We start from the raw sequence: 25,813 nt of genomic DNA on the forward strand, positions 1-25,813 counted from the left end.
CGATGGCGACCGAGGTCAATTTCTACCATCTGACCCGATCGTCGCTCGAGGATGCCTTGCCGCGCCTGCTGCTGAAGACGCTGCAGGCCGGCGAGCGCGCCGTGGTGATGCTGGGCTCGCCCGAACGGGTCGATGCCATCAACACGCATCTCTGGACCTTCGACCACGACAGCTTCCTGCCGCATGGCGCGGCGCGTGACGGCGAGGCCGAGCGCCAGCCGGTGTGGCTGACGCACCTCGACGAGAATCCCAACGGCGCCGCCTTTCTTTTCCTCGCCGACCGCGCGCGCTCCGGACGCGTCGCCGGTTACAAGCGCTGCTTCGAGCTGTTCGACGGTCGCGACGACACCGCCGTCGCCGAATCGCGCGAGCGCTGGAAGGCCTATCGCGCGGCGGGACACACGGTCGCCTATTGGCAGCAGGGCGCCGCCGGTGGTTGGGAGAAGAAGGGGTGATTCAGAATTCCTCCCCAGCTTCGCTGGGGAGGTGTCCGCGTCTTCGCGGACGGAGGGGTCATGAGTCATGGGGCCCGTCGTCTCTCGTGACTCATGACCCCTCCGTCGCCGAAGACGGCGACACCTCCCCGGCGAAGACGCTGGGGAGGAGCAACTCACCGCCGCCTCTCACGCGGATACCAGTAGCCGCGCCACGCCGAGGCGAGGCGCTCGCGCATCGGGATTGGGCCTTCGGGGCGATAGAAGCTTTTCGCATCGGCCTCGAAGCTCGCCATGTAGTCCCGATAGGAAAGCGGGCGCCGCGTGCGGTCGGCCTGGGTCTGGGCGGCGAGCAGGTCGAGGCCGGCCTCGATGTCGAGCAGCGGCGCCAGCGTGTCGCGCCGATTGACCAGCAGGTCGGCCGCGGCATCCGGCACGTCCCACACCGAGAATACAGCGGCAAGCTTGGCGAGCTTTGACGCGCCGAGGCTGGCATTGGCGGCGGCGCGATGCGGCGCCAGCACGTCACGGGCGTAATAGGCCTCGCCCTGGAAGGGCCGGCCCGATACCGTCTCCGCCGGCGTTGGCCAGATGTAGCGCGCCGGCAAAGCACGCGTGGAGCAGGTTCGAACGTCGAGCCGGAACAGGTCGAAGCCATGGCGCCGCATGAAGCGGTCGGTGTTGTGGAAGGTGTGCTCGTGCGCCTGCTCGGTGCCGATGAAATTGACCTCGAGCTGGGCTGCGATCACACCCAGCGCATCGAAGCAGCCCTCGACGGATTGCAGGATCTCGAAATCGCCGCCGTCAATGTCGATCTTGAGATAGTCGAGATCGCGCCAGCCGCGTTCGGCCAGCAGGTCGGGCACCACAACGGGCCGAGTCGGATCGGCGAGGCCTGTCATCTCCCAGGCGTTGTGGCGAAGCTGCTCCTCGGTCGAGGCACGCCGTAGCCGTTCGTCGCGAATCTCGCGCGTGCGCATGAAGCTCAGGCGATCGCGCAGGTGCATGATAAGGGGCGCGGCCGGTCCCTGCGAATGGTCGACCGGCACGTCGGCGGCGCGGCTGACATAAGCTGCGACATAGGCCAGCTCGGGATTGTGCTCGGCGGCCGTGAGGCGTTCGCATTCGGTGACGCTGGCATCGATGCCGATGCCGCGCAGCTTGGGCTCGAAGGCGCGCCACTGTGGATCGATGCCGCCAGAACAGCCGACATCGAGCAGGGAGAAATGGCCCGTTCCCAGCCTTCCGGCGACGAAGGCCGGGAACGAGGTCGCCATGTCTTGGCTCAGACGGTCGCCACGGGAGTCGCCGGCGAGCCGACGGCGCCGGGCAGGCGGAGCGGTGGCGCGGTCAGCAGGAAGCGCGAGCGCTTCCTGTCGCGCAGCCACAGCGCCAGGTCCTTCAGCCACCAGATCTCGCCGAGATTGAGCCCGAGCTTGAACAGGCAGTGGTTGTGGAGCGGCAGCGACGGATGCTCCGCGCCTTCCGGACCGGGACGCGCCGGCACTGCCTCGACGCCGTAATTGTCGGCGATCAAGGCCGAGATCTGGCTGTCGGTGATCCATTGCAGCAGGCTCTTGTCGCGTCCGTCGAGCACGCTGCACATGGCATGCGCGCGCGCCGGGTCGACCTTCTTGTCCATCTTCACGATCTCGTCGGTGAAGCCGGTGTAGAGCAGCAGCATGTCGCCTGGCTCGACCATCACCTTGTCGGCCTCGAGCACGCGGCGAAAGTCATCGTAGCCGACATACGTATGCGCGCGGCCGAAATGCCTCTCCAGATCGACCAGCACGGCGCGGCCCTGGATCGCCTTGGCCGCCATGTTCTCCACACCGAGCTTGTGGGCGTAGCTCAAATGCCCGCAACCGTCGCGCCCGGCGTCGGGCTGTGGGCCGACGACGTCGGAGCCAGCCTTGAAGCCGTTGTAGAAGAGGGGCTCCGCCACGCCATCGCCGTCGGCATCGAACAGGCCGCCGACATGGGCGAGCGTGTCCCATTGCGTCGAATACTGCATGGTCAGGATCACGCGGTCGTCGCACGCCACATCCTGGAACAGGGGATTGATCGTGTTGGTGAGGAAGTTGAAGCGCCAGCCATTCTCGTCACCGGTCGGTGACAGCACCGGCGGCAGGCGGCGCGCGTTCAGCACGTTGCCGCCGGGAAGATCGAGCGGCAGGCTGAGGCAGAAGGAAAGCCCTTCCTTCACCTCGGCGATTCCCTCCAGCACCTTCTTCGGCGTGATGAGGTTGAGCCGTCCAAGCTGGTCGTCATCGCCCCAATCGCCCCAGGTCGAGCCTTCGGGACGGTGCTTCCAACGCTTCATGCAACTTCTCCCTAACGTGCGCAGTGAGATTACCGTGCAGCCTCGGTGACACCAAGAGCGCATGGCTCCTGCGCGCAAACCTCGAACGTCCGCTGAGCGGATCGTCTATAAAATTCGATCCGAAGAGGTGTTCATGATTGCAGCGACGGTTCCGCTCAACAACGACTTCAAGGTCATGAGCCTGATCGGCGTGGCCCACGGCGTCAGCCATTATCATCAGCTCGCCTTCGCGACGATGCTGCTGATCGTGCGCCAGGAAGCCGGCCTCAGCTTCACCGACGTCGGCTTGCTGGCGGGCGTCTTCTATGGCGTCTCCGGCATCGCCCAGACCTTCGCGGGCTTCGCCGTCGATCGCTTCGGGGCGAGGCCGATCCTAGCCGGCGGGCTGGCCGTCATCGCCGGCGCCTTGGCGCTGGTATCGCTCGCGCATTCCTTCGCGGCGTTCGCCGCCATCGCCGTCATCGCCGGCCTGGGCAATTGCGTGTTCCATCCGGCGGATTTCGCGCTGCTCAACGCTTCGGTGAACCAAGGCCGGCTCGGCCGCGCCTACAGCATCCACGGCGTCGGCGGCTCGCTCGGCTGGGCGGCGGCGCCGGTGATGTACTTCCTCGACAGCATGTTCGGCTGGGTGGGCGCGGCGTTGATCGGCGCGACGCCGGGCCTCGTGCTCGCCGTGCTGGTGTGGTCGGAGCGTGCGACCCTGATTGATCATCGCGTCAAGGCGCGCGCCTCTGCGGCGCAGCATGGCACCCCGCCGGCATTCAACCTGTTCCTGCAGCCGGCGATCCTGCTCTGCCTCGTCTACTTCGCTCTGATCGCGGCCAACACGGTGGGCATCCAGCAATTCGCCGTGCCGGCCTGGACCAGCATGTTCGGTATTACCGAAAACTACGCGGCGCTCTGCCTGATCGTGTTCATTGTCGGCTCCGCGGCCGGCGTTCTGGTCGGCGGCTTCTTTGCCGATCGGGTGCGTCGCCACGATCTGGTGGCGACCGTGGGCATGATGACCGCTGCCGTGCTCACCGTGCCGATCGCCACCGCGAGCGTGCCGCCCGCGCTGCTGTTGCCGCTCCTCGCCCTGGCCGGCGCTGCCGGCGGGCTCACCAATCCGTCGCGCGACATGATCGTGCGCAGTGCCACGCCGCCCGGCGCGTCGGGCAAGGTCTTCGGCTTCGTCTATTCCGGCCTCGACATCGGCTCGTTCCTGGCGCCGCCGTTGTTCGGCTTCCTGATGTCGTCGGGCATGCCGAGCATCATCTTCTGGATCGCCATCGCGCTGTACATCGTCAATGCCGGGCTGGTCCTGTCGATCCACCAGAACACGGTGCGCACGGTGACAACGACGGCGCCGGCTGCTGCGGAATAGGGCGCTGCGGGCGCCACTTCAGGCCGAGTGACCTCTGTCGGCTGTGGCGCTCTTCTGGCCCGCGGTCCAGGAAAGACATGAGCGCCACTGCCATGAAAGATCACGCCGCCTCGTAGGCCTCCTGCGCGACCAGCCATTCGTGCTCGGCATGGGCGATCTCGCGTTCGAGGCGGACTTTCTCACGCTGCAGGTCGACCACGTTGACCGCCGGATCGGTGTAGCTGGCCGGGTTGGCGAGCTTGGCCTCGATCTCGCCGCGCTGCTTGCCGAGCCTGGCGATGGTCTTCTCCAGTGAATCCAGCGCCTTCTTGAGCGGCGCCCGCTTGCTGCGCGCCTCGGCCGACTGCTTGCGCTGGTCCTTGCGCGAAGCGTCAGGCGCGGGTGCGGCGGCTGGCTTCGTTGCCTCGCTGCGCTCACGCTCGCGCCCGCCGTTCTTTTCGCCACCGCGCTCGCGCAGCAGCCGTGCCTGGTAATCCTCGATGTCGCCGTCGAACGGCGTCACCTTGCCGCCGGCGACCACCCAGAGCTGGTCGGCCACCATCTTCACCAAGTGAGTGTCGTGGCTCACCAGCACGACTGCGCCGTCGAAATCGTTGATCGCGTTGACCAGCGATTCGCGCGCATCCATGTCGAGATGGTTGGTCGGCTCGTCGAGCAGCAGCATGTGCGGCGCATTGCGCGTGGCGAGCGACAGCAGCAGCCGCGTCTTCTCGCCGCCTGACAGCAGGCCCACCCTGAGATCGGCGCGATCGCGCGAGAAGCCGAAGCGGCCGAGCTGGGCGCGCACCTTGGTCTCACCGGCGGCGGGGCCGAGCGCGCTCGACATGTGCTGGAACGGCGTCGCCTCGTAGTCGAGGCCTTCCTCCTGGTCCTGCGAGAAGTAGCCGACCCGGAGCTTCGACGTGCGCCGGATCCGGCCTTCGCGCGGCTGCAGGCGGTCGGAGAGCAGCCGGATCAGGGTCGACTTGCCGTTGCCGTTCTGGCCGAGCAGGGCGATGCGATCGTCCATGTCGATGCGCAGGTCGAGGCGGCGCAGCACCGGAGGGCCGTCGCCGTAGCCGACCGCGACCTCGTCCAGGGTCTCGATCGGCGAGGCGAGCTGGTCGGGCGGCGGGAAGTTGAAAGTGATCTGCTCGTCGACCGGCACCGTCGCGATCGGTCCCAGCTTCTCGATCATCTTGAGGCGCGACTGGGCCTGACGCGCCTTGCTGGCCTTGGCGCGGAAGCGATCGACGAACGCCTGCATGTGCTTGCGCTGGGCGGCGATCTTGGCCTGCTGCGCGGCATCGTGCTCGAGGCGCTCGGCACGCGTGCGCTCGAAACGGTCGTAGTTGCCGGCGTAGGTGACGAGCTTCTGGTTGTCGATGTGGACGATGTGGTCGCACACGTCGTTCAGCAGGTCGCGGTCGTGGCTGACCATCAGCAGCGTATGGTGGAAGCGCAGCAGGTGCTCGGTCAGCCACATCTGCGCCTCGAGGTCGAGATGGTTGGACGGCTCATCGAGGATCAGCAGGTCGGGATTGCTGAACAGCGTGCCAGCCAGCGCCACGCGCATGCGCCAGCCGCCGGAGAACTCGCCGCACGGCCGCGCCTGCGCCGCGTTGTCGAAGCCGAGGCCATGCAGGATGGCGGCGGCGCGCGCCGGCCCCGAGGCAGCGCCGATCTCGTCGAGCCGGGCATGGATGTCGGCCAGCCTGATGCCGTCGTGGCAGGTCTCGGCCTCGGCCAGCAGCGCCGTGCGCTCGACGTCGGCCGCCAGCACGGCATCGATCACCTTGATATCACCGCCCGGCGGGTCCTGCGGCACCGAGCCCACACGCATGCGGCCGGTCATGCCGATCGAGCCGCCGTCGGCCTCGATCAGGCCCTGGATCAGGCGCAGCAGCGTGGATTTGCCCGCGCCGTTGCGTCCCACCAGGCCGACCTTCCAGCCGTCGGAAATGGCCGCCGACGCGCGATCGAACAGGACGCGCTCGCCGTGGCGGAAAGACAGGTCGTTGACGTGGAGCATGGGGCGGCGGCGTTTAGCATGCCAGGCCCGGTCATCCAACCGGCTTGCCGGCCTCCGACCCCCCGTCTATAAGGCGCGCCCACGCGAAAAAGCACCGGGAAACGAGGATCTGATGGCCGTCGAACGCACCTTTTCAATCATCAAGCCGGACGCGACCCGTCGTAACCTGACCGGCAAGATCAACGCCCGGTTCGAGGACAACGGCCTGCGCATCGTTGCCCAGAAGCGCATCTGGATGACCCGCGCTCAGGCCGAGCAGTTCTATGGCGTGCACAAGGCGCGGCCGTTCTTCAACGACCTTTGCACTTTCATGACGTCCGGGCCGGTCGTGATCCAGGTCCTCGAAGGCGAGAACGCCATCACGAAGAATCGCGACATCATGGGCGCCACCAATCCCGCCAACGCCGCCGCCGGCACGATCCGCAAGGACTTCGCCGAATCGATCGAGGCCAACTCGGTGCACGGCTCGGACTCGGTCGAGAACGCCGCGATCGAGATCGCCTTCTTCTTCGCTGGCGCCGAGATCGTAGGGTAAAGCTACGAATCAAGGGTCCGTCGCTGAGCTCGGGATGACAACAAAACTGTCACCCCGAGCGCAGCGAGGGACCTTTGTCTTTTGACACCCGCGAGGGGCGTCAGCCCAAGACGGCGAAGGCAATCAGCAGGGCGATGGTGCCGCCGATGCCGAGCACCAGCGAGAGCAGGCCGAGATTGCCGACCAAGCCCAGCGCCATGCAGGACAGCAGCAGCACAAGGAACAGGATCGAGAACAGGACCAGCTTGCTGAACGCCTCGAAGGTCTGCACGTGGGCGGGATATTCGTCGCTCTGGTCGGCCATTGATGTCCTCGTGGAAGATGCGGCCGTTATAGCCAACTAAGGCTCCGGCGAGAAGAGCAGGGTGGCGCCGGCTGGCAGCCCTGCGACCCTGACGCGGCCTTTCTCGATCGAGACGCGCCGCTCGGCGAGCCAGCGCACCACCAGGGGATAGAGCCGGTGCTCCTGGCGCAGGATGCGCGCCGCCAGGCTGTCGGCCGTATCGTCCGCCAGCACCGGCACGGCGGCCTGGGCGATGATCGGGCCGCCGTCGAGATCCTCGGTCACCAGATGCACCGTGCAGCCGCTCACCCGCACGCCGGCGTCGATCGCCTGCTGCTGGACGTGCAGGCCCTTGAAGGCGGGCAGCAGCGAGGGGTGGATGTTGATGATCCGACCCTTCCAGCGCTGCGGAAACCACAGGCTGAAGATGCGCATGAAGCCTGCGAGAACCACCAGCTCGACGCCGTGCCGCTCGAGCTCGGCCGACACGGCGCGATCGAACGTCTCGCGATCCGGCTGGCCGCGATGGGAGACGATCGCCGTCGCAATCCCTTGCCCCTGGGCGATCGCCACGCCCGGCGCGTCGGCGACATTGCTCACGACCAGGGCGATCTCGGCCGGATAGTCGTCCGCCTTCGCCGCCTCGATCAACGCCGCCATGTTGCTGCCGCGCCCCGAGATCAGGACGCCGACCTTCAGCTTCGCCATAGGCTCTCGGCGTGATCGATCACGCAATCGGCCTCGCCGTCCGGCCCGCGCTCGACGACGCCGACCTCGCGCACCGTCTCGCCGGCATCCGACAGGCTCGCGGCCACGGCGGCGGCGTCGGCCGGCGACGTCACGACGATCATGCCGAGCCCGCAGTTGAATGTCTTTAGCATGTCGTCGGTCGGCACGTTGCCCGACTCGCGGAGCCAGCGGAACACCGCCGGCAGGGCCCAACGCCGCGCATCGAGACGCGCCCGCAAGCCGTCGGGCAGGCAGCGCGGCACGTTGCCGGGCAGGCCGCCGCCGGTGATGTGAGCAAGCCCCTTGACCGCGGCGGTGCCGCGAATCGCCGAAAGCAGTGGCTTCACGTAGATGCGCGTCGGCTCGAGCAGGGTCCGGCTCAGGGGTGCGTCGGCAAACGGCGCCGTCGCCCGGTAGTCGAGGCCGCTGAGCTCGACGATGCGGCGGACCAGCGAAAAGCCGTTGGAATGGAGGCCATCCGACGCCAAACCCAGCACGACGTCGCCGAGCGCGATGTCGGCGCGCGGCAGCAAGTGGTCACGCTCGGCTGCGCCTACGGCGAACCCTGCGAGATCGTAGTCGCCTTGGGCATAGAGGCCCGGCATCTCGGCGGTTTCGCCGCCGACCAGCGCGCAGCCGGCGCGCCGGCAGCCCTCCGCCACCCCGGCCACAATGCGCCGCCCGGTATCGACCTCGAGGTGGCCGCTTGCATAGTAGTCTAGGAAAAACAGCGGTTCGGCGCCCTGAACGACGATGTCGTTGACGCACATCGCCACCAGATCGATGCCCACCGTGTCGGGGACGCCCGCGTCGATCGCCACCTTGAGCTTGGTGCCTACACCGTCGGTGCCGGAGACCAGGATCGGATCGCGGAAGCCGGCCGCCTTGAGATCGAACAGCCCGCCGAAGCCGCCCAGGCCGCCCATCACACCGGGGCGGTTGGTGCTGCGCGCGAGCGGCTTGATGTGCTCGACCAACGTGTCGCCGGCATCGATGTCGACGCCGGCGTCCTTGTAAGTGAGGGGCGGCCGGTTGTGGCCGGGGGCGTCGGGCTTCAAGCCGGGCTCGTTCGCATGCTAGAAGAAGAAGGCGCGAACATAGCCAAAAACCGGAACCCCGCAATGCTGTCAAACCGCTGGTTTTCCACGACGGCCCTTGTCCTGCTCGTGGCCGTCGCCGCCTGCGTCGAGGCCTTTGCCCAGGGTGGAACCGCGAATTTCACGGTGAATGACGTCACTATCGACGTCTCGGCCTCCGATGCCGTGCAGGCGCGCGAGCAGGGCATCCAGGAGGCGCGCCGCAAGGCAGCCGCCATGCTGGTCGAGCGCATGGTGCCGGCGGAGGACCGCGCCAGGATCCCGGCGCCGGACGACGTCCGGCTGCAAAGCATGGTGCGCGCCGTCGAATTCGTGCGCGAGCGATCCGCCCCCGGTCGCTATATCGCCACGCTGAACGTGGTCTTCTCTCCGGGGCTGGTGAAGGCTTGGCTGGGTGAGGGCGGCGTCAGGACCACCGAGACGGTGCAGCGACCTGCTCTGGTGATTCCGCTGTGGAAAGGTCCTGCCGGGGTCGAGCCGCTCGACGACCGCAACGCCTGGCGCGAGGCCTGGCGGACGCTCGACACGGCGAGCAGCGCGGTGCCGGTGACGCTGATCCGCGGCGACCAGCTCGACCAGAATGCGGTCTCGGCGGAGCAGGCCTATGTCGGCGACGTCTCCGCGCTGGCACGGCTCACCGAGCGCTACCGCACGCCGGTCATCGTCGTGGCGATCGTCGAGGGCGACAAGGAGTCAGGCCCGCTCACCGTCGGCGGCCTGCGCTACGACGCCCAGACCGGTGCGCGCAGCGAGATCGCCAAGGAGACGGTGCCCGCCGCCGCCCAGCTACCTGACGCGGCGAAGAGGATCCATGCCCGCCTCGACGAGCAGTGGCGCAGCATGGCCACCGTGCGCCGCGATTCGCAGGATTCTCTCGACGTGATCGTACCGATCCGCGCCCTGGGCGACTGGGTTCAGATCCGCCAGCGTCTGGGCGCGGTGCCGGCGGTCAGGAGCGTCGTCGTGCGTACCCTGGAGGCTGACCGCGCCGATCTGCGGCTGGAATATTTCGGTACGCCGGAGGAGCTCCAGCGCATCCTGGCGCTGGCCGGCCTGACCCTCGATCGCGATGCCGACAAGTGGCGGCTGCAAGCGCGGTGACCGCCCCTTGCAAAGCCATGACGTGATGGATATCGCGCGGGCAACGCGCTGGCGCTTCTGGGTTGCTGCGGCCGTCGTCTTCCTGATGCTGCTGTGGCTGCTGAACAACATCCTGTTGCCGTTCGTCGTCGGCATCGTCGTCGCCTATTTCCTCGACCCCGTGGTGACTCGCCTCGAGCGCCTTGGCCTGTCGCGGACCTTGGCGACCACCGCCGTCACCATCGTCGCCGCCCTGCTGGCGGTCGGCGTCGCCATGGCGATCCTGCCGCCGCTGTTCAGCCAGGTGCAGGGACTGATCGTCAATGCGCCGCAATACACGGTGAAGCTTGCCACGCGCGTCATGCCGTTGATCGAGCCGGTGCGCGAGAAGCTCGACCTGCCGCCGCTCAGCCTGCAGGAAATCCAGACCGAGGTCGCGCAGCGCGCCGGCCAGGTGCTCGCCCTGCTCGGGTCGATCGCGGGGCAAGTGGCGCAGCGCAGCCTCGCTCTGGTCAACCTGCTCAGCCTCCTGTTCCTGACGCCGGTCGTGACTTTCTACCTGCTGCGCGACTGGAAACGGGTCGTGGACTCTCTCGACAGTGCACTGCCGCTCGATCACGCCGACACGATTCGCCGTCTTGCCCGCGAATCGAACGCCGCCATTGCCGGCTATCTGCGCGGCCAGGCTCTGGTCTGCATCTCGCTGGGCGCGATCTACGCCATCGGCCTGTCGCTGGTCGGCCTGCAGTTCGGCCTGGTGATCGGCCTGATCGCCGGCGCCATCTCGTTCATCCCGTTCGTCGGCACCTTCGTCGGCGCCGTCATGGCGCTCGGCATGGCGCTGGTCCAGTTCCCGCCCGACTGGCTGGGCGTGGTCAAGGTTGCCGCCATCTTCCTGTTCGGCCAGGCGATGGAAGGCAACGTGCTGTCGCCCAAGCTGGTCGGCGATCGCGTTGGTCTGCATCCGGTCTGGATCATGTTCGCGTTGCTCGCTGGCGGATCGTTGCTGGGCTTCGTCGGCGTGCTGATCGCGGTGCCGGTAGCCGCGGTGATCGGCGTCATCGTCCGCCATCTTCTGCGCCGCTATCGCGAGAGCGCGATCTATCGCGGCAGTGGTGCGGCCTGAGGTTCCGGTGGCCAAGCAGCTCACGTTCGATCTCTCCCTGCCACCGCCCACCTATGCCCGCAGCGATTTCGTCCTGTCGCCGGGCAACCGCGAGGCCTTGGCCTGGATCGACCGCTGGCCTGATTGGCCGGCGCCTGTGCTGGCGCTATCGGGACCGCCGGGCTGCGGCAAGACTCACCTCGGACGCATCTGGGCGGCGCGCGCCAACGCGCCCGTGATGGCGGCGGCCGCTTTCGAGCACTTGAACGTGGCCGACCTCACGGAGCTCTCGACCGCGTCAGCAGCGATAGCCATCGAGGACGCGGATCGTGCGCGCGAACACGCCCTGTTCCATCTCTACAACCTGATGGGCGGCCGGCGCGGCCATCTGCTGCTGATTGCCGCGGCGCCGCCGGCACACTGGTCGATCCGCCTGCCCGACCTGGCGTCGCGGCTGCGCGCGGCGCCGACGGTGGCGGTGTTGCCGCCCGACGACGATCTGCTGGGCTCGATCATCCTGAAGCAGCTCGCCGATCGGCAATTGCATGCCGCTGCCGGCGTCGTGCAGTATCTCGTATCGCACATGGAGCGATCGGCCGACGCGGCGCGCCGCGTCGTCGCCGCGCTCGATCGGCGGGCCCTGGCCGAGAGGCGGGAAATCGACCGCAAGCTTGCTGCCGATGTCCTGACGGAGCTTTCGGGGAAGTCGTGATGTGGGGGAGGAGGGCATGATGAAGTCACTGCGGCTGGCGCTGATGCTCGGCGTGCTGGCCGCGCCGGCCACCGCGCAGCAACCCTCGGTCATGGGAACCTGGCTGACCGCATCAGGCGTGGCGCAGGTCCGCATCGGCCCATGCCCCGACGCGGCGAGCGGACCGATCTGCGGTTATGTCGTGGGGCTGATCAATCCCAAGGGACCGGACGGCAAGGTGGTGGCGCCCGAGGCGGCCGTCGACTACCGCAACCCTGATCCGGCGCTGCGCGGCCGCAAGGTGATCGGCATGCCGCTGATCTGGGGCTTCAAGAAGACCTCGGACCCCAACGGGTTCGAGGACGGCAAGATCTACAACGGCGAGAACGGCAAGATCTACGACGCCAACATCAGCCTGCAGCCGGATGGCAAGCTCAGGTTGCGCGGCTATGTCGGGACGCCGATGTTCGGAGAGACGCAGGTCTGGGCCCGCGTGAATTAGGGAGTGAAGCGATGGATATGGGCATCAAGGGCCGCAAGGCGATCGTCTGTGCGGCGAGCAAGGGGTTAGGCAAGGGCTGCGCCATGGCGTTGGCCCAGGAGGGCGTCGATCTGGTGATCAACGCCCGCACCAAGTCGGAACTCGAAGCGACGGCGGCCGAGATCGTCAAGAAAACCGGCGTGAAGGTTACCCCGGTTGCGGTCGACGTCACCACCGAGGAGGGGCGTCGTCAGGTGCTCGCGGCCTGTCCGGAGCCCGACATCATCGTCAACAATGCCGGCGGCCCGCCGCCCGGCGACTTTCGCGAGTGGACGCGCGATCACTGGATCAAGGCGATCGACGCCAACATGCTGACGCCCATCGAGTTCATCAAGGCCACGGTCGACGGCATGATGAAGCGCGGCTTCGGGCGGATCGTGAACATCACCTCGAGCTCGGTGAAGGCGCCGATCGACATTCTCGGCCTCAGCAACGGCGCGCGCAGCGGTCTCACCGGCTTCGTCGCCGGCGTGGCCCGCGTCACGGTCAGGCACGGTGTCACCATCAACGGGCTGCTGCCCGGTCCGTTCGACACCGACCGGCTGCGCGGCACCTACAAGGTCCGTGCGGCGCGCAGCGGCAAGACCTACGAGGAAGAGTTTGCCGCGGGCGCCAAGGCCCATCCGGCCGGCCGCTTCGGCACGGCGGAAGAATTCGGCGCCGCCTGTGCGTTCCTGTGCAGCGTCCATGCCAGCTACATCACCGGTCAGAACCTTCTGATGGACGGCGGCCAGTATCCTGGCACATATTGATTGGGCGTGCCGCCTTCTTGATGGAACCGCGAGCGATTCCATCAGGTTGGGAATCGTTCTAGCGGATCAACCGTATGTCGAAGTCGTCGAGTTGAGGCCAAGCAGTGTCCGCTGTCAGAGCGGGCGGCTTGCGCGCCTGTGCGGGCGCGAGGCACGCGCGGTAGCCCAAGGATAGGCCGGCACCGCGGGCGGACGTGCGGAGCGTGCCCGAATACGTCGCCCGCTCTGCGTCGAATTCGACGACCTACCCGCGCCGCCGCATGGCGGCGGCTCAGACCACACCCAGGTCACGCGGCCGTAGGAAGGAGACCAGCCTGGCAGCGCCGAAGCCCACCGTGCGCCACGGCTCATCGCGCAACGAGAGCGTGGCCAGCGCGCCGGTTGGAAATTTGTCCCGCAGCGCGGCAAGTTCCGCCGGCGGCCCGTCATGGGCCAACCCTGTCGCGAAATGCCAGATGCCGTCGTTGTGGCCGATCAGCAGCACGGTCGTCGCGTCGTCGCTGACCGCTTGGAGTTCGGACAGCAGCACGTCCTCCGACGCGAGGTACAAGTCCTTGCTGAGGTTGATGAGCGGGGCGGGCGCTGCCAGCGTCGCCATGATCGGGGCCAACGTCTGGCGCGTCCTGAGCGCGGTCGAACACAGAATAAGATCGGGCCGCAGGCCGAGTTGCGCAAAATGGTCGGCCATCGCCTTGGCGGCGCGCTCGCCGCGCCGGTTGAGGGGGCGGTCGTGATCGTCGAGCCGCGGATCGCTCCAGGCCGATTTCGCATGGCGCAGGAGGAGAAGCGTCCGGCTCACGTCCCAATCCAGGAAAATCCAGTCATAACAAGCCTCTAGTGAAAAGCCATGACTCGTTCATGCAGAACCGTTACCGTCCTTGTGAACAGATTTCGGCACACGCCCCCTCAGAGGCTGACGATGGACGCCCTCACCTCAACACCGAGCCGCCCTCTGGGACTCGAGATAGCATCCGACAATCCCCAGCGCTTCATCAATCGGGAGCTGTCCTGGCTTGCCTTCAATGCACGCGTGCTTGAGGAGGCGAGCAACAAGCGCCACCCGCTGCTCGAGCGCGTGCGCTTCCTGTCGATCTCGGCCGACATCCTCGACGAGTTCTACATGGTGCGCGTCGCCGGCCTGGTCGACATGCTGCAGACGCGCGGCACGTTGCGCAGCGACGACGGCATGACGCCGGCCGAGCAGCTCGCCGCCATCCGCGAGCGCGCCTCGGTGCTGATGGCGCACCAGCAGGAGACCTGGGCGACGTTGCAGAGCGATCTGCGCGAGGCAGGCATCGCCGTGCTCGAGGTCGGCGAGCTGACCGACGCCGAGCGCACCTGGCTCGACCAGTACTTCATCGAGCAGGTCTTCCCGATCCTGACGCCGCTTGCCATCGATCCGGCGCACCCCTTTCCGTTCCTGCCCAACGGCAGCTTCTCGGCCATCCTGAAGCTGCAGCGGCGCGACGACCGGCGTCCGCTGATGGCGTTGCTGCCGCTGCCGCCCCAGCTTGACCGCTTCATCCGCCTGCCCGGGCTGGCGATCCGCTTCCTGTCGCTCGAGGATCTGGTCGACATTTTCCTGCCGCGCCTGTTTCCGGGTTACGAGGTGATCGAGCAGGCCGTGTTCCGCCTGATCCGCGACAGCGACGTGGAGATCAACGAGGAAGCCGAGGATCTGGTCCTGCTCTACGAGAGCGCGCTGAAGCGCCGCCGCCGCGGCGACCTGATCTCGATCTCGGTCAACAGCGCCATGCCGGCCGAGCTGCGCGACTTCCTGTTCGACCAGCTTGAGGTCACGGCGCAGACCCAGACGGTGCACATCTTCCACCTCGACCGCATGCTCAACATTGTCGATGTCAAGGCGGTGATCGTCGACGACCGGCCCGATCTCAAGTTCGTGCCCTACAACGTGCGCTTCCCCGAGCGCATCCGCGATTTCGGCGGCGACTGCTTCGCCGCCATCCGCGCCAAGGACATCGTCGTCCATCACCCCTACGAGAGCTTCGACGTCGTCGTGCAGTTCCTGCGCCAGGCGGCGCGCGATCCGGCGGTGGTGGCGATCAAGCAGACGCTCTACCGCACCAGCCACGATTCGCCGATCGTCAAGGAGCTGATCGCGGCGGCCGAGGCCGGCAAGACGGTGACGGCGCTGGTCGAGCTCAAGGCGCGCTTCGACGAGGAAGCCAACATCCGCTGGGCGCGCGATCTCGAGCGCGCCGGCGTGCAGGTCGTTTACGGCTTCATCGATCTCAAGACTCACGCCAAGGTGTCGATGGTGGTGCGGCGCGAGGCGCAGTCGACGCGCACCTACGTGCATTTTGGGACCGGCAACTATCATCCGATCACGGCGCGGCTCTACACCGACCTGTCGTTCTTCACCTGCGATCCGGCGATGGGGCGCGATGCGGCGCGCCTGTTCAACTACATGACGGGCTACGCCAGGCCGGAGAAGATGGAGAAGATTGCCTACGCGCCGGCGACGCTGCGCAAGACCCTGTACGGCCTGATAGAGTCGGAGATTGCCAATGCCAAGGCCGGGCGGCCGGCGGCGATCTGGGCCAAGCTCAACTCGCTGGTCGACGCGCCGCTGATCGACCGCCTCTATGCCGCGTCCCGGGCGGGCGTGCAGATCGACCTGGTGGTGCGCGGCATCTGCTGCCTGCGCCCCGGCGTCAAGGGCCTGAGCGAGCACATCCGGGTCAAGAGCATGATCGGCCGTTTCCTCGAGCATGCCCGCATCTTCTGCTTCGGCAACGGCAAGACCCTGCCGTCGCCCGAGGCCAAGGTGTTCATCTCGTCGGCCGACTGGATGCCGCGCAACCTCGACCGCCGGGTCGAGCTGTTCTGCCCCGTCGAGAACCCGACGGTGCACGAGCAGGTGCTCGACCAGATCATGGTGGCCAACCTCAAGGACGACGGCCAGAGCTGGGTGATGGGACCGGACGGCAGCTACAGCCGGCCGCCGATCGGCAAGCAACCCTTCATCGCCCATGACTATTTTATGACAAACCCGTCGCTGTCCGGCCGCGGCAGCGCCCTGAAACTCTCCGGCGCGGTGCCCAGGCTGGTGTTGAGCTCGTAGAGCAGCGCGGCGCCGGGCAGCGGCGTCGCGTCGCGCGTCGATCGCCGCTGCAAACCGGCGCGGATTGGGCTAGAGGGAGCGCGCATGGACGGCGAAGCCACTCTGGACACTCCCGGCCCTGATGCCGCCAGCTCGCCGGCGGCTGCGGGGAAGGGGCGAGTCGGCATCATCGACGTCGGTTCCAATTCGATCCGCCTCGTCGTCTACGAGCGCAAGAGCCGGGCGCCGCTGCCGGTGTTCAACGAGAAGGTGATGTGCGGCCTGGCGCGCGGGCTCGACGCCACCGGCCGGCTCAATCCCGACGGCGTCATGATGGCGCTGGCCAACATCGATCGCTTTCACACGCTCGCCCACAACATGAAGGTGGAATCCCTCGACCTGCTGGCGACGGCGGCGGTGCGCGATGCTGCCGATGGCGCCGACTTCATGCGCGCGCTGGCAAGCCGGCCCGGTATCCAGGCGCATGTCGTGAGCGGCCACGACGAGGCGCGCTATTCCGGCTACGGCGTGATCTGCGGCATCCCCGAGGCGGCCGGCGTGATGGGTGACCTGGGCGGCGGCAGCCTCGAGCTGGTGGCGCTGAATGGCGGCCGGCTGGGTTCGTCGACCACCCTGCCGGTCGGGCCGCTGCGGCTCATGTCATCCGGCAAGAGCGATCCCTCGCGTGTCGTGCTGGAGGCGATCGAAAGCGTGCGCTGGCTGCGCGAGGAGACCGGCGAGACCTTCTATGCCGTCGGCGGCGCGTGGCGCTCCTTCGCGCGCCTGCACATGGAGCAGGCCGGCTACCCGCTGCATATCATTCATCACTACGAGATCGCCGCCGAGGAGGCGCGCGCGGTCGCCCGGCTGATTGCCGTGCAGAGCGCTCGCTCGCTCGAGAAGATGCCTGGCGTGTCGCGCCGCCGCGTCGATACCTTGCCGCTCGCCTGCCTGGCGCTCGATCGCCTGCTCGCCGTGCTCAAGCCGCGCAGCGTCGTGTTCTCGGCGTTCGGCCTGCGGGAGGGGTTTTACTATTCGCGCCTCGGCGAGGCCGAGCGGGCACGCCATCCGCTGATCGCCTTCGCCGAGGAGCAGGGCGCGGGTTGGCGGCGCTTCGACCTCGAGCCGTCGGAGATCCTCGACTGGCTGACGCCGGTGTTCGCCGGCGAGAACGAGACCGAGCGCGTGCTGCGCACCGCAGCCTGCCATCTCAGCGACATCTCGTGGGACGACCATCCGGACTACCGCGCCGAGCAGGCCTATGTGCGTGTGCTTCATCTGCCGGCCCCCGGCATGAGCCATCGCGAACGGGCGGTACTCGCGATGACCCTGGCCTATCGCTACAAGAGCGATCCGCGGGCGGTGATGCTCGATACCGCACTCAGGCTGGCCGACGGCCGGGGGCGGACCTTCGCCCGCCGCCTGGGCGCCTGCCTCCGGCTCGCCTACAACCTGTCCGGCGGTGCGCCCGGCCTGCTGACCCAGGTCCGCCTGCGCCGTGTTGAGCGCGAGCTGCGCCTGATCGTGCCGTCGACCGCCAACGGCAGCCTGGGCGACGTGACCGCGCGCCGCCTCGAAAACGCCGCCGACGCCTTCGACTTGAGGCCGGTGATCGTGACGGGGAGCTGAGAGCCTCCTCTGTCATCCTGAGCGAAGCGAAGGATCTCATCGCCAGTAGATCCGAAGCACTCTCGTGGCCGGCGGCGATGAGGTCCTTCACTTCGTTCAGGACGACAGATGACTACGCCGCCGTCGGTGTCGGGATCAGCCTGGCGTGCTCGCCCGACAGCGCCAGCGCTAAGCGTCCTTCGATCAGATCGATGGCATCGGCGCCGAAGATCTCGCGCCGCCAGCCGCGCAGGGCGTGGACATCGCGCCGACCGGCGGCCAGCCGGTCGAGCTCGTCGGCGCTCGCCACCAGGCGGGCGGCGACGCCGGCCTCGTCGGCCTTGAGGCGCAGCAGGGTGCGCAGCAGGTCGACGACGGGAGCGGGGGCGCGCAGTTGCTCGCTCTGGCGGTCGCGCGTCGGCAGCTCGGACTCGGGGAGCTGGCGCGCCCGCTCGATCCCCTCGAGGATCTCGCGGCCCTGCCAGCCCTCGGCGAAGCCGCGGCCCAGGCCGCGCGTCATGGCGAGCTCCTCGAGGCTGCGCGGGGCGTGGCTCGCGATCTCGAGCAGCTGCTCGTCGCGCAGCAGGCGCTGCCGCGGGATGTCGATCCTCTGGGCGGTGCGCTCGCGCCATGCCGCAATCTCGCGCAGCGTCGCCAGCATGCGCGGCGAGGCGCTGCGCGGCTTCAGCTTGCGCCAGGCGAGGTCGGGATCGGCCCGGTAGGTCGCCGGGTCGTTCAGCACCGCCATCTCCTCGGCGATCCACGAGAACCGGCCGGTCTTGTCGAGCTGACGCTTCAGCTTCTCGTAGACGACACGCAGATGGGTGACGTCGGACAGGGCATAGGTGATCTGGCGCTCGCTGAGCGGGCGGCGGCTCCAGTCGGTGAAGCGGCTCGACTTGTCGATCTTCGCCTTGGCCAGGCGCGCGGCCAGGGATTCGTACGATGCCGCCTCGCCATGGCCGCACACCATGGCCGCCACCTGGGTGTCGAACAGGGGCTGCGGCACCTGGTTCATGCGTTGGTAGAAGATCTCGATGTCCTGCCGCGCGGCATGGAACACCTTGAGCACCGCGGGGTTGGCCATCAGCTCTTCCAGCGGGGCGAGGTCGATGCCCTCGGCCAGGGTATCGATCGCCGCCGCCTCCTCCGGGCCCGCCACCTGGGCCAGGCAGAGCTTGGGCCAGTAGGTGCGCTCGCGCATGAACTCGGTGTCGACGGCTATGAACTCGGTCGTCGCCAGGGGCTTGCAGAAGGCCGCCAACTCGTCGGTCGTGGTAATCAGTTTCATTGACCTTGGTGTATAGCCGGCGCAGGCGATTCCAGCAAAGCCGGATGCCCGGTTGGCTTGACTTGGCGGGCCATTCCGTGCCTCTTGCCGGCCCGTAAAATTCCGGACAATCAGTGATGTCTTCCCCCTACCGAACCCATACGTGCGGCCAGTTGCGGTCTGAGCATGTCGGCCAGCAGGTCCGTCTGTCCGGCTGGGTCCAGCGCAAGCGCGACCATGGCAATCTGCTGTTCATCGACCTGCGCGACCACTATGGCGTGACGCAGGTGGTGCTGGACGTCGCCAGCCCGGTCTTCAAGGTTGCCGAAACCGTGCGCAATGAGAGCGTGATCACGGTGAGCGGCAAGGTGGTGGCGCGCGAGTCGGCGACGGTGAACCCGCGGCTTGCCACCGGCCAGGTCGAGCTCGACGCCGCCGAGATGGTCGTGCAGTCGATGGCCGAGACGCTGCCCATCCCGGTCCATATCGAGAACGACACCTCGCCCGAGGAATTGCGGCTGAAATACCGCTTTCTCGACCTGCGCAAGGAAAAGCTGCACCGCAACATCGTGCTGCGCAGCCAGGTCATCGCCTCGCTGCGCCGGCGCATGATCGAGCAGGGCTTCATCGAGTTTCAGACACCAATCTTGACAGCGGACAGTCCTGAGGGCGCGCGGTCCTATGTCGTGCCGAGCCGCCTGCATCCCGGCAAGTTCTATGCCCTGCCGCAGGCGCCCCAGATGTTCAAGCAGCTCCTGATGGTATCGGGCTTCGACCGCTACTTCCAGATCGCGCCCTGCTTTCGCGACGAGGACGCCCGCGCCGACCGCGCCCCGGGCGAGTTCTACCAGCTCGACTTCGAGATGAGCTTCGTCACCCAGGAGGACGTGTTCGCCGCCATCGAGCCGGTGCTGGGCGGCGTGTTCGAGGAGTTCGCCGGGTTCGGCCGCGACACGCCGCGCACGGTGACGCGCTTCCCGTTCCCGCGCATTCCCTATGCCGAGGCGCTGCTGACCTACGGCACCGACAAGCCCGACCTGCGCAACCCGCTCCGCATCGTCGATGCCGGCGAGGTCTTCGCGGGGTCCGACTTCAAGGTGTTCGCCGGCATCGTGGCGGGCGGCGGCGTGGTGCGAGCGCTCAGGGCGCCCAAGGCGGCCGCGCAGCCCCGCAGCTTCTTCGACAAGCTCAATTCCTGGGCCCAGGCCGAGGGCAAGCCCGGGCTGGGCTACATCGTCCTGGAGGGCGGGGCCGGGCGCGGCCCGATCGCCAAGTTCGTCACCGACGAGCGGCTGGCCAGGCTGAAGGCGCTGACCGGGGCGGAGGACGGCGACGCGGTGTTTTTCGTCGCCGACAAGCCCGCGGCCGCCTGGAAGTTCGCCGGCCAAGTCCGCACCAGGGTCGGCCAGGAGCTCGGCCTGATTGCCGAGGAAGCCTTCGAGTTCTGCTGGATCGTCGACTTCCCCATGTTCGAGTACGACGAGACGGCCAAGAAGATCGACTTCAGCCACAACCCTTTCTCGATGCCCCAGGGTGGTCTCGAGGCGCTTGAGACGCAGGATCCGCTGACCATCAATGCTTGGCAGTACGACATCGTCTGCAACGGCATCGAGCTCTGCTCCGGCGCCATCCGCAACCATCGACCGGACATCATGTTCAAGGCCTTCGGCATTGCCGGCTACAGTAGCGAGGAGGTCGAGCGCCGGTTCGGCGGCATGCTGAACGCCTTCCGCTACGGCGCCCCGCCGCACGGCGGCGCCGCCCCCGGCGTCGACCGCATCGTCATGTTGCTGGCCGACGAGCCCAACATCCGCGAGGTCATCTGCTTCCCGATGAACCAGCAGGCGGTCGATCTGATGATGGACGCGCCGACCGAGCTGCCGTTCGAGAAGCTGCGCGAGCTGCACATCGGATTGCGTCTGCCGCCACCTCGCAAGGACTAGGGGTGGTAGGCCACCCGATATTTTGACGTAAGACACATAATCGAATAGATTCAAGAAATTATATTTATTCGATTATGTGATTTATGAGCTCTTTTCGGCTCATCCACGCATCCCTGCCGCTGCTTGTCGGCGTGGCCCTTTCGACGGCGGGGTGCGGCGCACCCCCTCTGATTGTCGGGGCGAGCTATGCCGCCGATGGCGGATTGCTGGCCGCCAGCAACAAAACGTCGACCGACCATCTGATGTCGATGGTCTCGAAGAAGGACTGCGCCCTGTGGCGGGTCATTCGCAGCCGTGCAATGTGCACGGAGCGGGAGGACGGTCACGACCCGTACGAGGTGGATTACGCCCAGCCCCAGCGCATGGTGGCCGAAGACGGCGTCCACTATGCCGCCCCGTTGAGATCCGGCCCCGGCGTCCCGCCGACGAGCTGGGATGTCGCCGCCTATGCATCGGCGCCTGCCGCCCCGCAGGCCGCGCTCCCTGCAGCGCTGGCCGACGAGCCGCCGCTGTCTCCCTCAGGCGCCAGGACACCACCTTCCACCACGGCAAAGGCTGCAATGGCAACAGCGCCTGCGCCCGCCGCGGCCAAGCCGGCGGTGGTGAAGAAGGCGAAGGCCAAGCCGATCAGGAAGCCTTCACGAGGTCAGGCGGGGTCTGGTTCCTGAGCAGGTAGGTCTCGAGGTTGTCGAGCGCCTTGAAACCCATGGCGTTCCTTGTCTCGACCGTCGCCGAGCCCATGTGGGGGATCAGGAAGGCGTTGGGGATGTCGTGATAGTCCGGATGGATTTTGGGCTCGCCCTCGAACACGTCGAGTCCGGCTGCGGCGAGGCGGCCCGACCTCAAGGCGTCAATCAGCGCCTCGTCGTCGACCACGCCGCCGCGCGCCGTGTTCACTACGATCGCCCCTTGCGGCAGCTTGGCGATGCGCTCGGCATTGACCCATTTGCGGGTCGCCGCGCTCATCGGCGCGTTGATCGACAGGAAGTCGCAATGCGGCAGCATCGCCTCGGCGTCGGCATGGAAGATGGCGCCCTTTTCGAGGTCGGGGGGCAGCCGGTTGCGGTTGCTGTAGTGGATCTGCATGCGGAAGGCGCGGGCACGGTCGGCGACGGCCTGGCCGATGCGGCCCATGCCCAGGATGCCGAGCCGCTTGCCTGTGACATGCACGCCCATCAGCTGGGTCGGCGTCCAGCCGGTCCAGCTGCGCGTCCGCAGCATGTGCGCACCTTCATGTGCCCGGCGTGCCGCCCCGAGCAGGCAGAGCAGGGTGATGTCCGCCGTGGCGTCGGTCAGGACGTCGGGTGTGTTGCTGACGGCGATGCCGCGCTTGGCGGCGGCGGCCACGTCGACGTGCTCGTAGCCTACTGAAAAGGTCGCGATCATGCGCACCGACGCCGGCAACCCGCCGATGGTGTCGGCCGTCAGGGGATCGCCTGCGGCGCACAGGATAGCGTCGCAGCCGGCGGTTGCTGCGATCAGGGCGGGACCGTCATACAGCCGGTCTCCGGGGTTCAGGACGGCCTCGAAGTTGGCCGCCAGCCGGGCCTCGACGTCGGGCGGAAAATGCCGGGTGGCGAGGACCTTCGGTTTGGCGGTCGTCATCTGCGTTTCCTCTCCCTGTGCAGCCCTGCCGCAGGCGATCATTGTGGCAATCCGCGGGCATGGATATTACGCTTGGCAGCCCGGCTACAAGACCTAGCCACACGCCATTGTCCGTTGATCACGCCTAGTTTTCGCCGCCCTCGCGCCCGGATCGCGGCCCCTCTTGCCGCCGTCTGCGCCATCCTGTTGCTGGGCCTGTGGATAAGGGCGGTAGACGCCCAGCAGCCACCGGATGTGGTCCTGGTGCCGCATCGCGCAACCTACGACATGAAGCTCTCGGTATCGCGCCCGAACAGCGGCATCGTCGACGTCAATGGCCGCATGGTCCTGGAGACCGTCGATTCCTGCGATGGCTGGGAAGTGAAGCAGCGCATCAAGCTGAAGTTCCTGCGCAACGACGGCGAGGAGTTCGACACCGATTCGAGCTTCAGCAGCTATGAGTCCAAGGACGCGTTGCGCCTGAGCTTCAGCGTGCGCAACATCCAGAACGACGAGGTCGAGGAGGAGCTGCGCGGTCAGGCCCAGCTGCAGGGGCAGGGGGCGACCGGCCGCGCCTCGTTCACCCTGCCCGAGGCGCGCAGCTTCGAACTGCCCGCGGGCACGCTGTTTCCGACCAGCCATCTCATGCTGATCATCCACCACGCGCGGAATGGCGACCGCTCGGCCTCCTACAGCGTCTTCGATGGTGCCCGCCTGGACGGCGCCTTCCAGGTCAATGCCGTGATCGGGCGCTCGCCGCGGGTGACAGGCCCTCCGGTTCGCGGCGACGTCGGGCTGATGCGCAATCAGCCTTCGTGGAGCGTGCGACTGGCCTTTTTCGCCGCCGGCGATCAGGGCAGCGCCAACCCCGAGTATGAATTGGCACTCGACCTGCTTGCCAACGGCATCGCGCGCTCGATGCTGCTCGACTACGGCGAATTTGCCGTCGATGCTCGTCTGGTCCACCTTCAAGCCTTGCCGAGGCCGCGATGCTGAATGCCCGTCTGACGATCTCCGCCCTCGTGGCCGCCCTGGCAGTCCAGGCCACGTCCTTGGCGGCGCAGGAAATCGCGCCCCACAGGGCTGTCTATTCGGTGGTCACGCTCGAACGCGGCAAGCCGAGCGCAAACACGCCCGGCACCTACGCCTACGAGCTGCGATTGACCTGCGAAGGCTATGTCATCAATCAGCGTCTCAGGCTGGAAGTCTCGGGGGCGCATGGCTCGGTCGCTAACGAGCAGCAATCGCAAATGACCGAGAGCCGCGACGGCAAGCGCCTGCGCTTTGATCATCGCACGTCGGTGAGCGGCCGGCAGAGCACCGTGTTCAAAGGCGAGGCGACGCTCGGCGACGACGGCAGCGGAGAAGCGCGCTTCGAGGAGCCGAGCGGCCAGACGGTCGCCCTGCCGGTCCGCACGATGTTCCCGGTGGCGATCTCGCGCGAGACCATCCGCCAGGCCAAGGCCGGGGAGAGCGGCTTCGACGCGCTTTTCTTCTTTGGCGACAAGGTGAAGCCGCCGCAGATCGTGAATGTCCTGATCGGCAAGGTGCCGAGGCGCTTGGCCGACGTGAAAATTCCCGAGGGGGCAGAATCGCTGGTCGACGGTCGAGGACGCATCTACTACCGCGCCGGGTTCTTCGATGAGCCATCGAAGGGGCAGGCTCAGGGCGAGCCGGCCTTCGAGATGAGCAGCGTCATGCTCGACAACGGCATCGAGATCTACGGCACCCACGAGCAAGGCGAAGGCGGCATCGAGTACCGCATCACGCGGCTGGAGGCTCTGCCCAAGCCGGAATGCAAATGACCGGGCCGATGCTGGCCGACGTATGACGGAGAGCGACGCCCTCGAGGCGGGCCTGACGCCCGAGCAGGCCGTTGACCGGCTCGAGCAGCTGCATTCGGCGGCCAGTGCGGCGTTGCGCGAGGCCCTTGCGCGGTTCGTGCGCTCCGGCGTCGAGCCGTCCGTGGAGGAACGCCGCCGCTTCCGCTATCCCGAGTTGCGCGTCGACTGGCGTCCCGCCGGCGCCATCCGGTTCACGCGCCGCGCCTGGGCGAAGTTTCAGGCGCCGGGACTTTATTCGACGACGGTGACGCAGCCGGCCTACTTCCGCGAGTACCTGCTCGAGCAGTTGCGGCCTCTGGTCGACGAATTCGGCGCGCGCCTCGATGTCGTCGCGAGCGGCCAGGAAATTCCCTATCCGTTCGTCACCGAAGAGGGCGACGAGTTCATCCACGGCGAACTGTCGGTCGCCGAGCTGGCGCGCCATTTCCCGACGCCCGTGCTCGCCAATGTCGGCGACGAGATCGCCGACGGCACCTGGGTGTTCGAGGACAGGCGGTCACGTCCGCTCGCGCTGTTCGACGCCGTGCGGGTCGATTTCTCGTTGCGCCGCCTGGTGCATTACACCGGCACGGATTGGCGGACCATCCAGCCGTGGATCCTGTTCACCAACTATCAGCGCTATGTCGAGCATTTTGTCACCTGGGCGATGGAGGAGCTGGCCAGACCGGACAGTCCCTATACGCAACTCGTGCTGCCAGGCGGCGCTGTCGTTCGGCGCGGCGATGAACTGGCGGACGCGGACGCCGCCGTTGCGGCGATGCCGTGGCATCGCTTCCAGATGCCGGCCTACAGCCTCATGCGTGCCGACGGTCGTGGCGGGGTGACGATCGTCAATATCGGCGTCGGGCCATCCAATGCCAAGACGGCAACCGACCACTTGGCGGTGCTGCGCCCGCATTGCTGGCTGATGATCGGCCATTGCGGCGGCTTGCGGCAGTCGCAGACGATCGGCGACTACGTATTGGCGCATGCCTACATGAGGCGCGATCGCATCCTGGACGATCTAGTGCCGCCCGAGGTGCCGGTGCCCGCCTTGGCGGAAGTCCAGGTGGCGCTGCAGCTTGCCGCCGAACGGGTCACCGGCGAGCGTGGCGACGCGCTGAAGCGCCGGCTGCGCACCGGAACGGTGGTGAGCTACGACGATCGCAATTGGGAACTGCGCTGGTCGCAGGAGCGCCGGCGCATCAATCATGGGCGCGCCATCGCCGTCGACATGGAAAGCTCGGCGTTGGCGACCCAGGGCTATCGCCTGCGCGTGCCCTACGGCACCTTGCTCTGCGTGTCCGACAAGCCGCTGCATGGCGAGATCAAGCTGCCGGGGGCGGCGACGCGGTTCTACCAGCGCGCGGTCGGCGAGCACCTGCGCATCGGCCTGGAGACCATCGACCTGCTGCGCAGCGAGCTGGGCTCGCTGCACTCGCGCAAGCTCCGCAGCTTCGACGAGCCGCCGTTCAGGTGACTTCTGTCATCCTGAGCAAGGAGATTGCGGAGCAAGCGCCTTGCTCAGGATCTCATCGCCGCTTGCTTCAAGCGTGCTTGCGGCTTCTGGCGAT

General features: G+C 67.3%; 24 protein-coding genes. 15 read left to right on the forward strand and 9 right to left on the reverse strand.

Features of this window, described 5'->3' with window-relative positions; all coding sequences use genetic code 11:
- Positions 1-2 precede the first annotated feature (2 nt).
- Positions 3-455 (forward strand): DNA polymerase III subunit chi, encoded by a 453-nt coding sequence (locus tag ACILR9_RS25865; protein WP_395712855.1) that lies wholly within the window; start codon positions 3-5, stop codon positions 453-455.
- Between the two features lie 155 nt (positions 456-610).
- On the opposite strand, the gene ACILR9_RS25870 is transcribed toward ACILR9_RS25865, so the two are convergent.
- Both ACILR9_RS25870 and ACILR9_RS25875 read right to left on the reverse strand, forming a co-directional pair.
- On the reverse strand, positions 611-1,711 hold the full coding sequence (locus ACILR9_RS25870) for an FkbM family methyltransferase (RefSeq protein WP_395712856.1): 1,101 nt from the start codon (positions 1,709-1,711) through the stop codon (positions 611-613).
- Positions 1,712-1,719: 8 nt separating this feature from the next.
- On the reverse strand, positions 1,720-2,757 hold the full coding sequence (locus ACILR9_RS25875; RefSeq protein ID WP_395712857.1) for a cyclase family protein: 1,038 nt from the start codon (positions 2,755-2,757) through the stop codon (positions 1,720-1,722).
- A 133-nt stretch (positions 2,758-2,890) separates the two neighbouring features.
- Here ACILR9_RS25875 and ACILR9_RS25880 point away from each other — a divergent pair, with 133 nt between their 5' ends.
- A complete protein-coding gene (locus ACILR9_RS25880; protein WP_395712858.1) occupies positions 2,891-4,123 on the forward strand; it encodes an MFS transporter in 1,233 nt (410 codons plus the stop codon).
- Between the two features lie 100 nt (positions 4,124-4,223).
- On the opposite strand, the gene ACILR9_RS25885 is transcribed toward ACILR9_RS25880, so the two are convergent.
- Complete coding sequence (locus ACILR9_RS25885; protein WP_395712859.1) at positions 4,224-6,134, reverse strand: ABC-F family ATP-binding cassette domain-containing protein; 1,911 nt, start codon at positions 6,132-6,134, stop codon at positions 4,224-4,226.
- 112 nt (positions 6,135-6,246) lie between these two features.
- Between ACILR9_RS25885 and ndk the strand changes: the two genes are divergently transcribed.
- The gene (ndk, locus tag ACILR9_RS25890) at positions 6,247-6,669 is read left to right on the forward strand and encodes a nucleoside-diphosphate kinase (RefSeq protein ID WP_395712860.1); all 423 of its coding nucleotides are present in this window, start codon (positions 6,247-6,249) and stop codon (positions 6,667-6,669) included.
- A gap of 100 nt (positions 6,670-6,769) precedes the next feature.
- Here the strand turns inward: ndk and ACILR9_RS25895 are convergent, their stop codons facing one another.
- Genes ACILR9_RS25895 through purM form a run of 3 tightly spaced genes read right to left on the reverse strand, consistent with a single transcriptional unit; the run spans position 6,770 to position 8,739 of the window.
- Positions 6,770-6,973: an aa3-type cytochrome c oxidase subunit IV gene (locus ACILR9_RS25895; RefSeq protein ID WP_395712861.1), complete on the reverse strand. Its 204-nt coding sequence runs from the start codon at positions 6,971-6,973 to the stop codon at positions 6,770-6,772.
- A 36-nt stretch (positions 6,974-7,009) separates the two neighbouring features.
- Positions 7,010-7,660, reverse strand: a complete 651-nt coding sequence (gene purN, locus ACILR9_RS25900) for a phosphoribosylglycinamide formyltransferase (protein WP_395712862.1) — start codon at positions 7,658-7,660, stop codon at positions 7,010-7,012.
- Positions 7,648-8,739 (reverse strand): phosphoribosylformylglycinamidine cyclo-ligase, encoded by a 1,092-nt coding sequence (purM, locus tag ACILR9_RS25905; protein WP_395712863.1) that lies wholly within the window; start codon positions 8,737-8,739, stop codon positions 7,648-7,650. The genes purN and purM overlap by 13 nt, the downstream gene beginning before the upstream one ends.
- 63 nt (positions 8,740-8,802) lie before the next feature.
- On the opposite strand from purM, the gene ACILR9_RS25910 reads away from it, so the two are divergent.
- Genes ACILR9_RS25910 through ACILR9_RS25930 form a run of 5 tightly spaced genes read left to right on the forward strand, consistent with a single transcriptional unit; the run spans position 8,803 to position 12,947 of the window.
- On the forward strand, positions 8,803-9,879 hold the full coding sequence (locus ACILR9_RS25910; RefSeq protein ID WP_395712864.1) for a DUF2066 domain-containing protein: 1,077 nt from the start codon (positions 8,803-8,805) through the stop codon (positions 9,877-9,879).
- 7 nt (positions 9,880-9,886) lie between these two features.
- On the forward strand, positions 9,887-10,984 hold the full coding sequence (locus ACILR9_RS25915; protein WP_395712865.1) for an AI-2E family transporter: 1,098 nt from the start codon (positions 9,887-9,889) through the stop codon (positions 10,982-10,984).
- A gap of 7 nt (positions 10,985-10,991) precedes the next feature.
- Entirely contained in the window at positions 10,992-11,675 is a 684-nt protein-coding gene (locus ACILR9_RS25920; protein ID WP_395712866.1) for an AAA family ATPase, read from the forward strand.
- 16 nt (positions 11,676-11,691) lie between these two features.
- A complete protein-coding gene (locus ACILR9_RS25925; RefSeq protein WP_395712867.1) occupies positions 11,692-12,156 on the forward strand; it encodes a DUF2147 domain-containing protein in 465 nt (154 codons plus the stop codon).
- Positions 12,157-12,167: 11 nt separating this feature from the next.
- Positions 12,168-12,947, forward strand: a complete 780-nt coding sequence (locus tag ACILR9_RS25930; RefSeq protein ID WP_395712868.1) for an SDR family oxidoreductase — start codon at positions 12,168-12,170, stop codon at positions 12,945-12,947.
- A gap of 271 nt (positions 12,948-13,218) precedes the next feature.
- Here the strand turns inward: ACILR9_RS25930 and ACILR9_RS25935 are convergent, their stop codons facing one another.
- Positions 13,219-13,746 (reverse strand): SixA phosphatase family protein, encoded by a 528-nt coding sequence (locus tag ACILR9_RS25935; protein WP_395712869.1) that lies wholly within the window; start codon positions 13,744-13,746, stop codon positions 13,219-13,221.
- A gap of 120 nt (positions 13,747-13,866) precedes the next feature.
- Here ACILR9_RS25935 and ACILR9_RS25940 point away from each other — a divergent pair, with 120 nt between their 5' ends.
- Together ACILR9_RS25940 and ACILR9_RS25945 are read left to right on the forward strand one after the other, a co-directional pair.
- Positions 13,867-16,032, forward strand: coding sequence for an RNA degradosome polyphosphate kinase (locus ACILR9_RS25940; protein ID WP_395712870.1), 2,166 nt, complete (start codon positions 13,867-13,869; stop codon positions 16,030-16,032).
- Positions 16,033-16,116: 84 nt separating this feature from the next.
- Positions 16,117-17,640: an exopolyphosphatase gene (locus ACILR9_RS25945; RefSeq protein ID WP_395712871.1), complete on the forward strand. Its 1,524-nt coding sequence runs from the start codon at positions 16,117-16,119 to the stop codon at positions 17,638-17,640.
- Positions 17,641-17,752: 112 nt separating this feature from the next.
- Here the strand turns inward: ACILR9_RS25945 and rnd are convergent, their stop codons facing one another.
- Positions 17,753-18,910, reverse strand: a complete 1,158-nt coding sequence (gene rnd / locus ACILR9_RS25950) for a ribonuclease D (protein ID WP_395712872.1) — start codon at positions 18,908-18,910, stop codon at positions 17,753-17,755.
- A 116-nt stretch (positions 18,911-19,026) separates the two neighbouring features.
- Here rnd and aspS point away from each other — a divergent pair, with 116 nt between their 5' ends.
- On the forward strand, positions 19,027-20,832 hold the full coding sequence (gene aspS, locus ACILR9_RS25955; RefSeq protein WP_395712873.1) for an aspartate--tRNA ligase: 1,806 nt from the start codon (positions 19,027-19,029) through the stop codon (positions 20,830-20,832).
- A gap of 83 nt (positions 20,833-20,915) precedes the next feature.
- Positions 20,916-21,500, forward strand: a complete 585-nt coding sequence (locus ACILR9_RS25960) for a hypothetical protein (RefSeq protein ID WP_395712874.1) — start codon at positions 20,916-20,918, stop codon at positions 21,498-21,500.
- Here ACILR9_RS25960 and ACILR9_RS25965 read toward each other — a convergent pair.
- The gene (locus ACILR9_RS25965; RefSeq protein WP_395712875.1) at positions 21,460-22,437 is read right to left on the reverse strand and encodes a 2-hydroxyacid dehydrogenase; all 978 of its coding nucleotides are present in this window, start codon (positions 22,435-22,437) and stop codon (positions 21,460-21,462) included. The two genes, ACILR9_RS25960 and ACILR9_RS25965, sit on opposite strands and share 41 nt — an antisense overlap.
- 72 nt (positions 22,438-22,509) lie before the next feature.
- Between ACILR9_RS25965 and ACILR9_RS25970 the strand changes: the two genes are divergently transcribed.
- Genes ACILR9_RS25970 through ACILR9_RS25980 form a run of 3 tightly spaced genes read left to right on the forward strand, consistent with a single transcriptional unit; the run spans position 22,510 to position 25,719 of the window.
- Positions 22,510-23,412, forward strand: coding sequence for a cell envelope integrity EipB family protein (locus ACILR9_RS25970; protein ID WP_395712876.1), 903 nt, complete (start codon positions 22,510-22,512; stop codon positions 23,410-23,412).
- Positions 23,406-24,221 carry an EipB family protein gene (locus ACILR9_RS25975; protein WP_395712877.1) on the forward strand — a complete coding sequence of 272 codons (816 nt, stop codon included), beginning with the start codon at positions 23,406-23,408 and terminating at the stop codon, positions 24,219-24,221. The genes ACILR9_RS25970 and ACILR9_RS25975 overlap by 7 nt, the downstream gene beginning before the upstream one ends.
- 22 nt (positions 24,222-24,243) lie before the next feature.
- Complete coding sequence (locus ACILR9_RS25980) at positions 24,244-25,719, forward strand: AMP nucleosidase (protein ID WP_395712878.1); 1,476 nt, start codon at positions 24,244-24,246, stop codon at positions 25,717-25,719.
- The last annotated feature ends 94 nt before the right edge of the window (positions 25,720-25,813 follow it).

Origin of the sequence: Reyranella sp. (assembly GCF_044224635.1) — a bacterium.
Lineage (GTDB): Bacteria > Pseudomonadota > Alphaproteobacteria > Reyranellales > Reyranellaceae > Reyranella.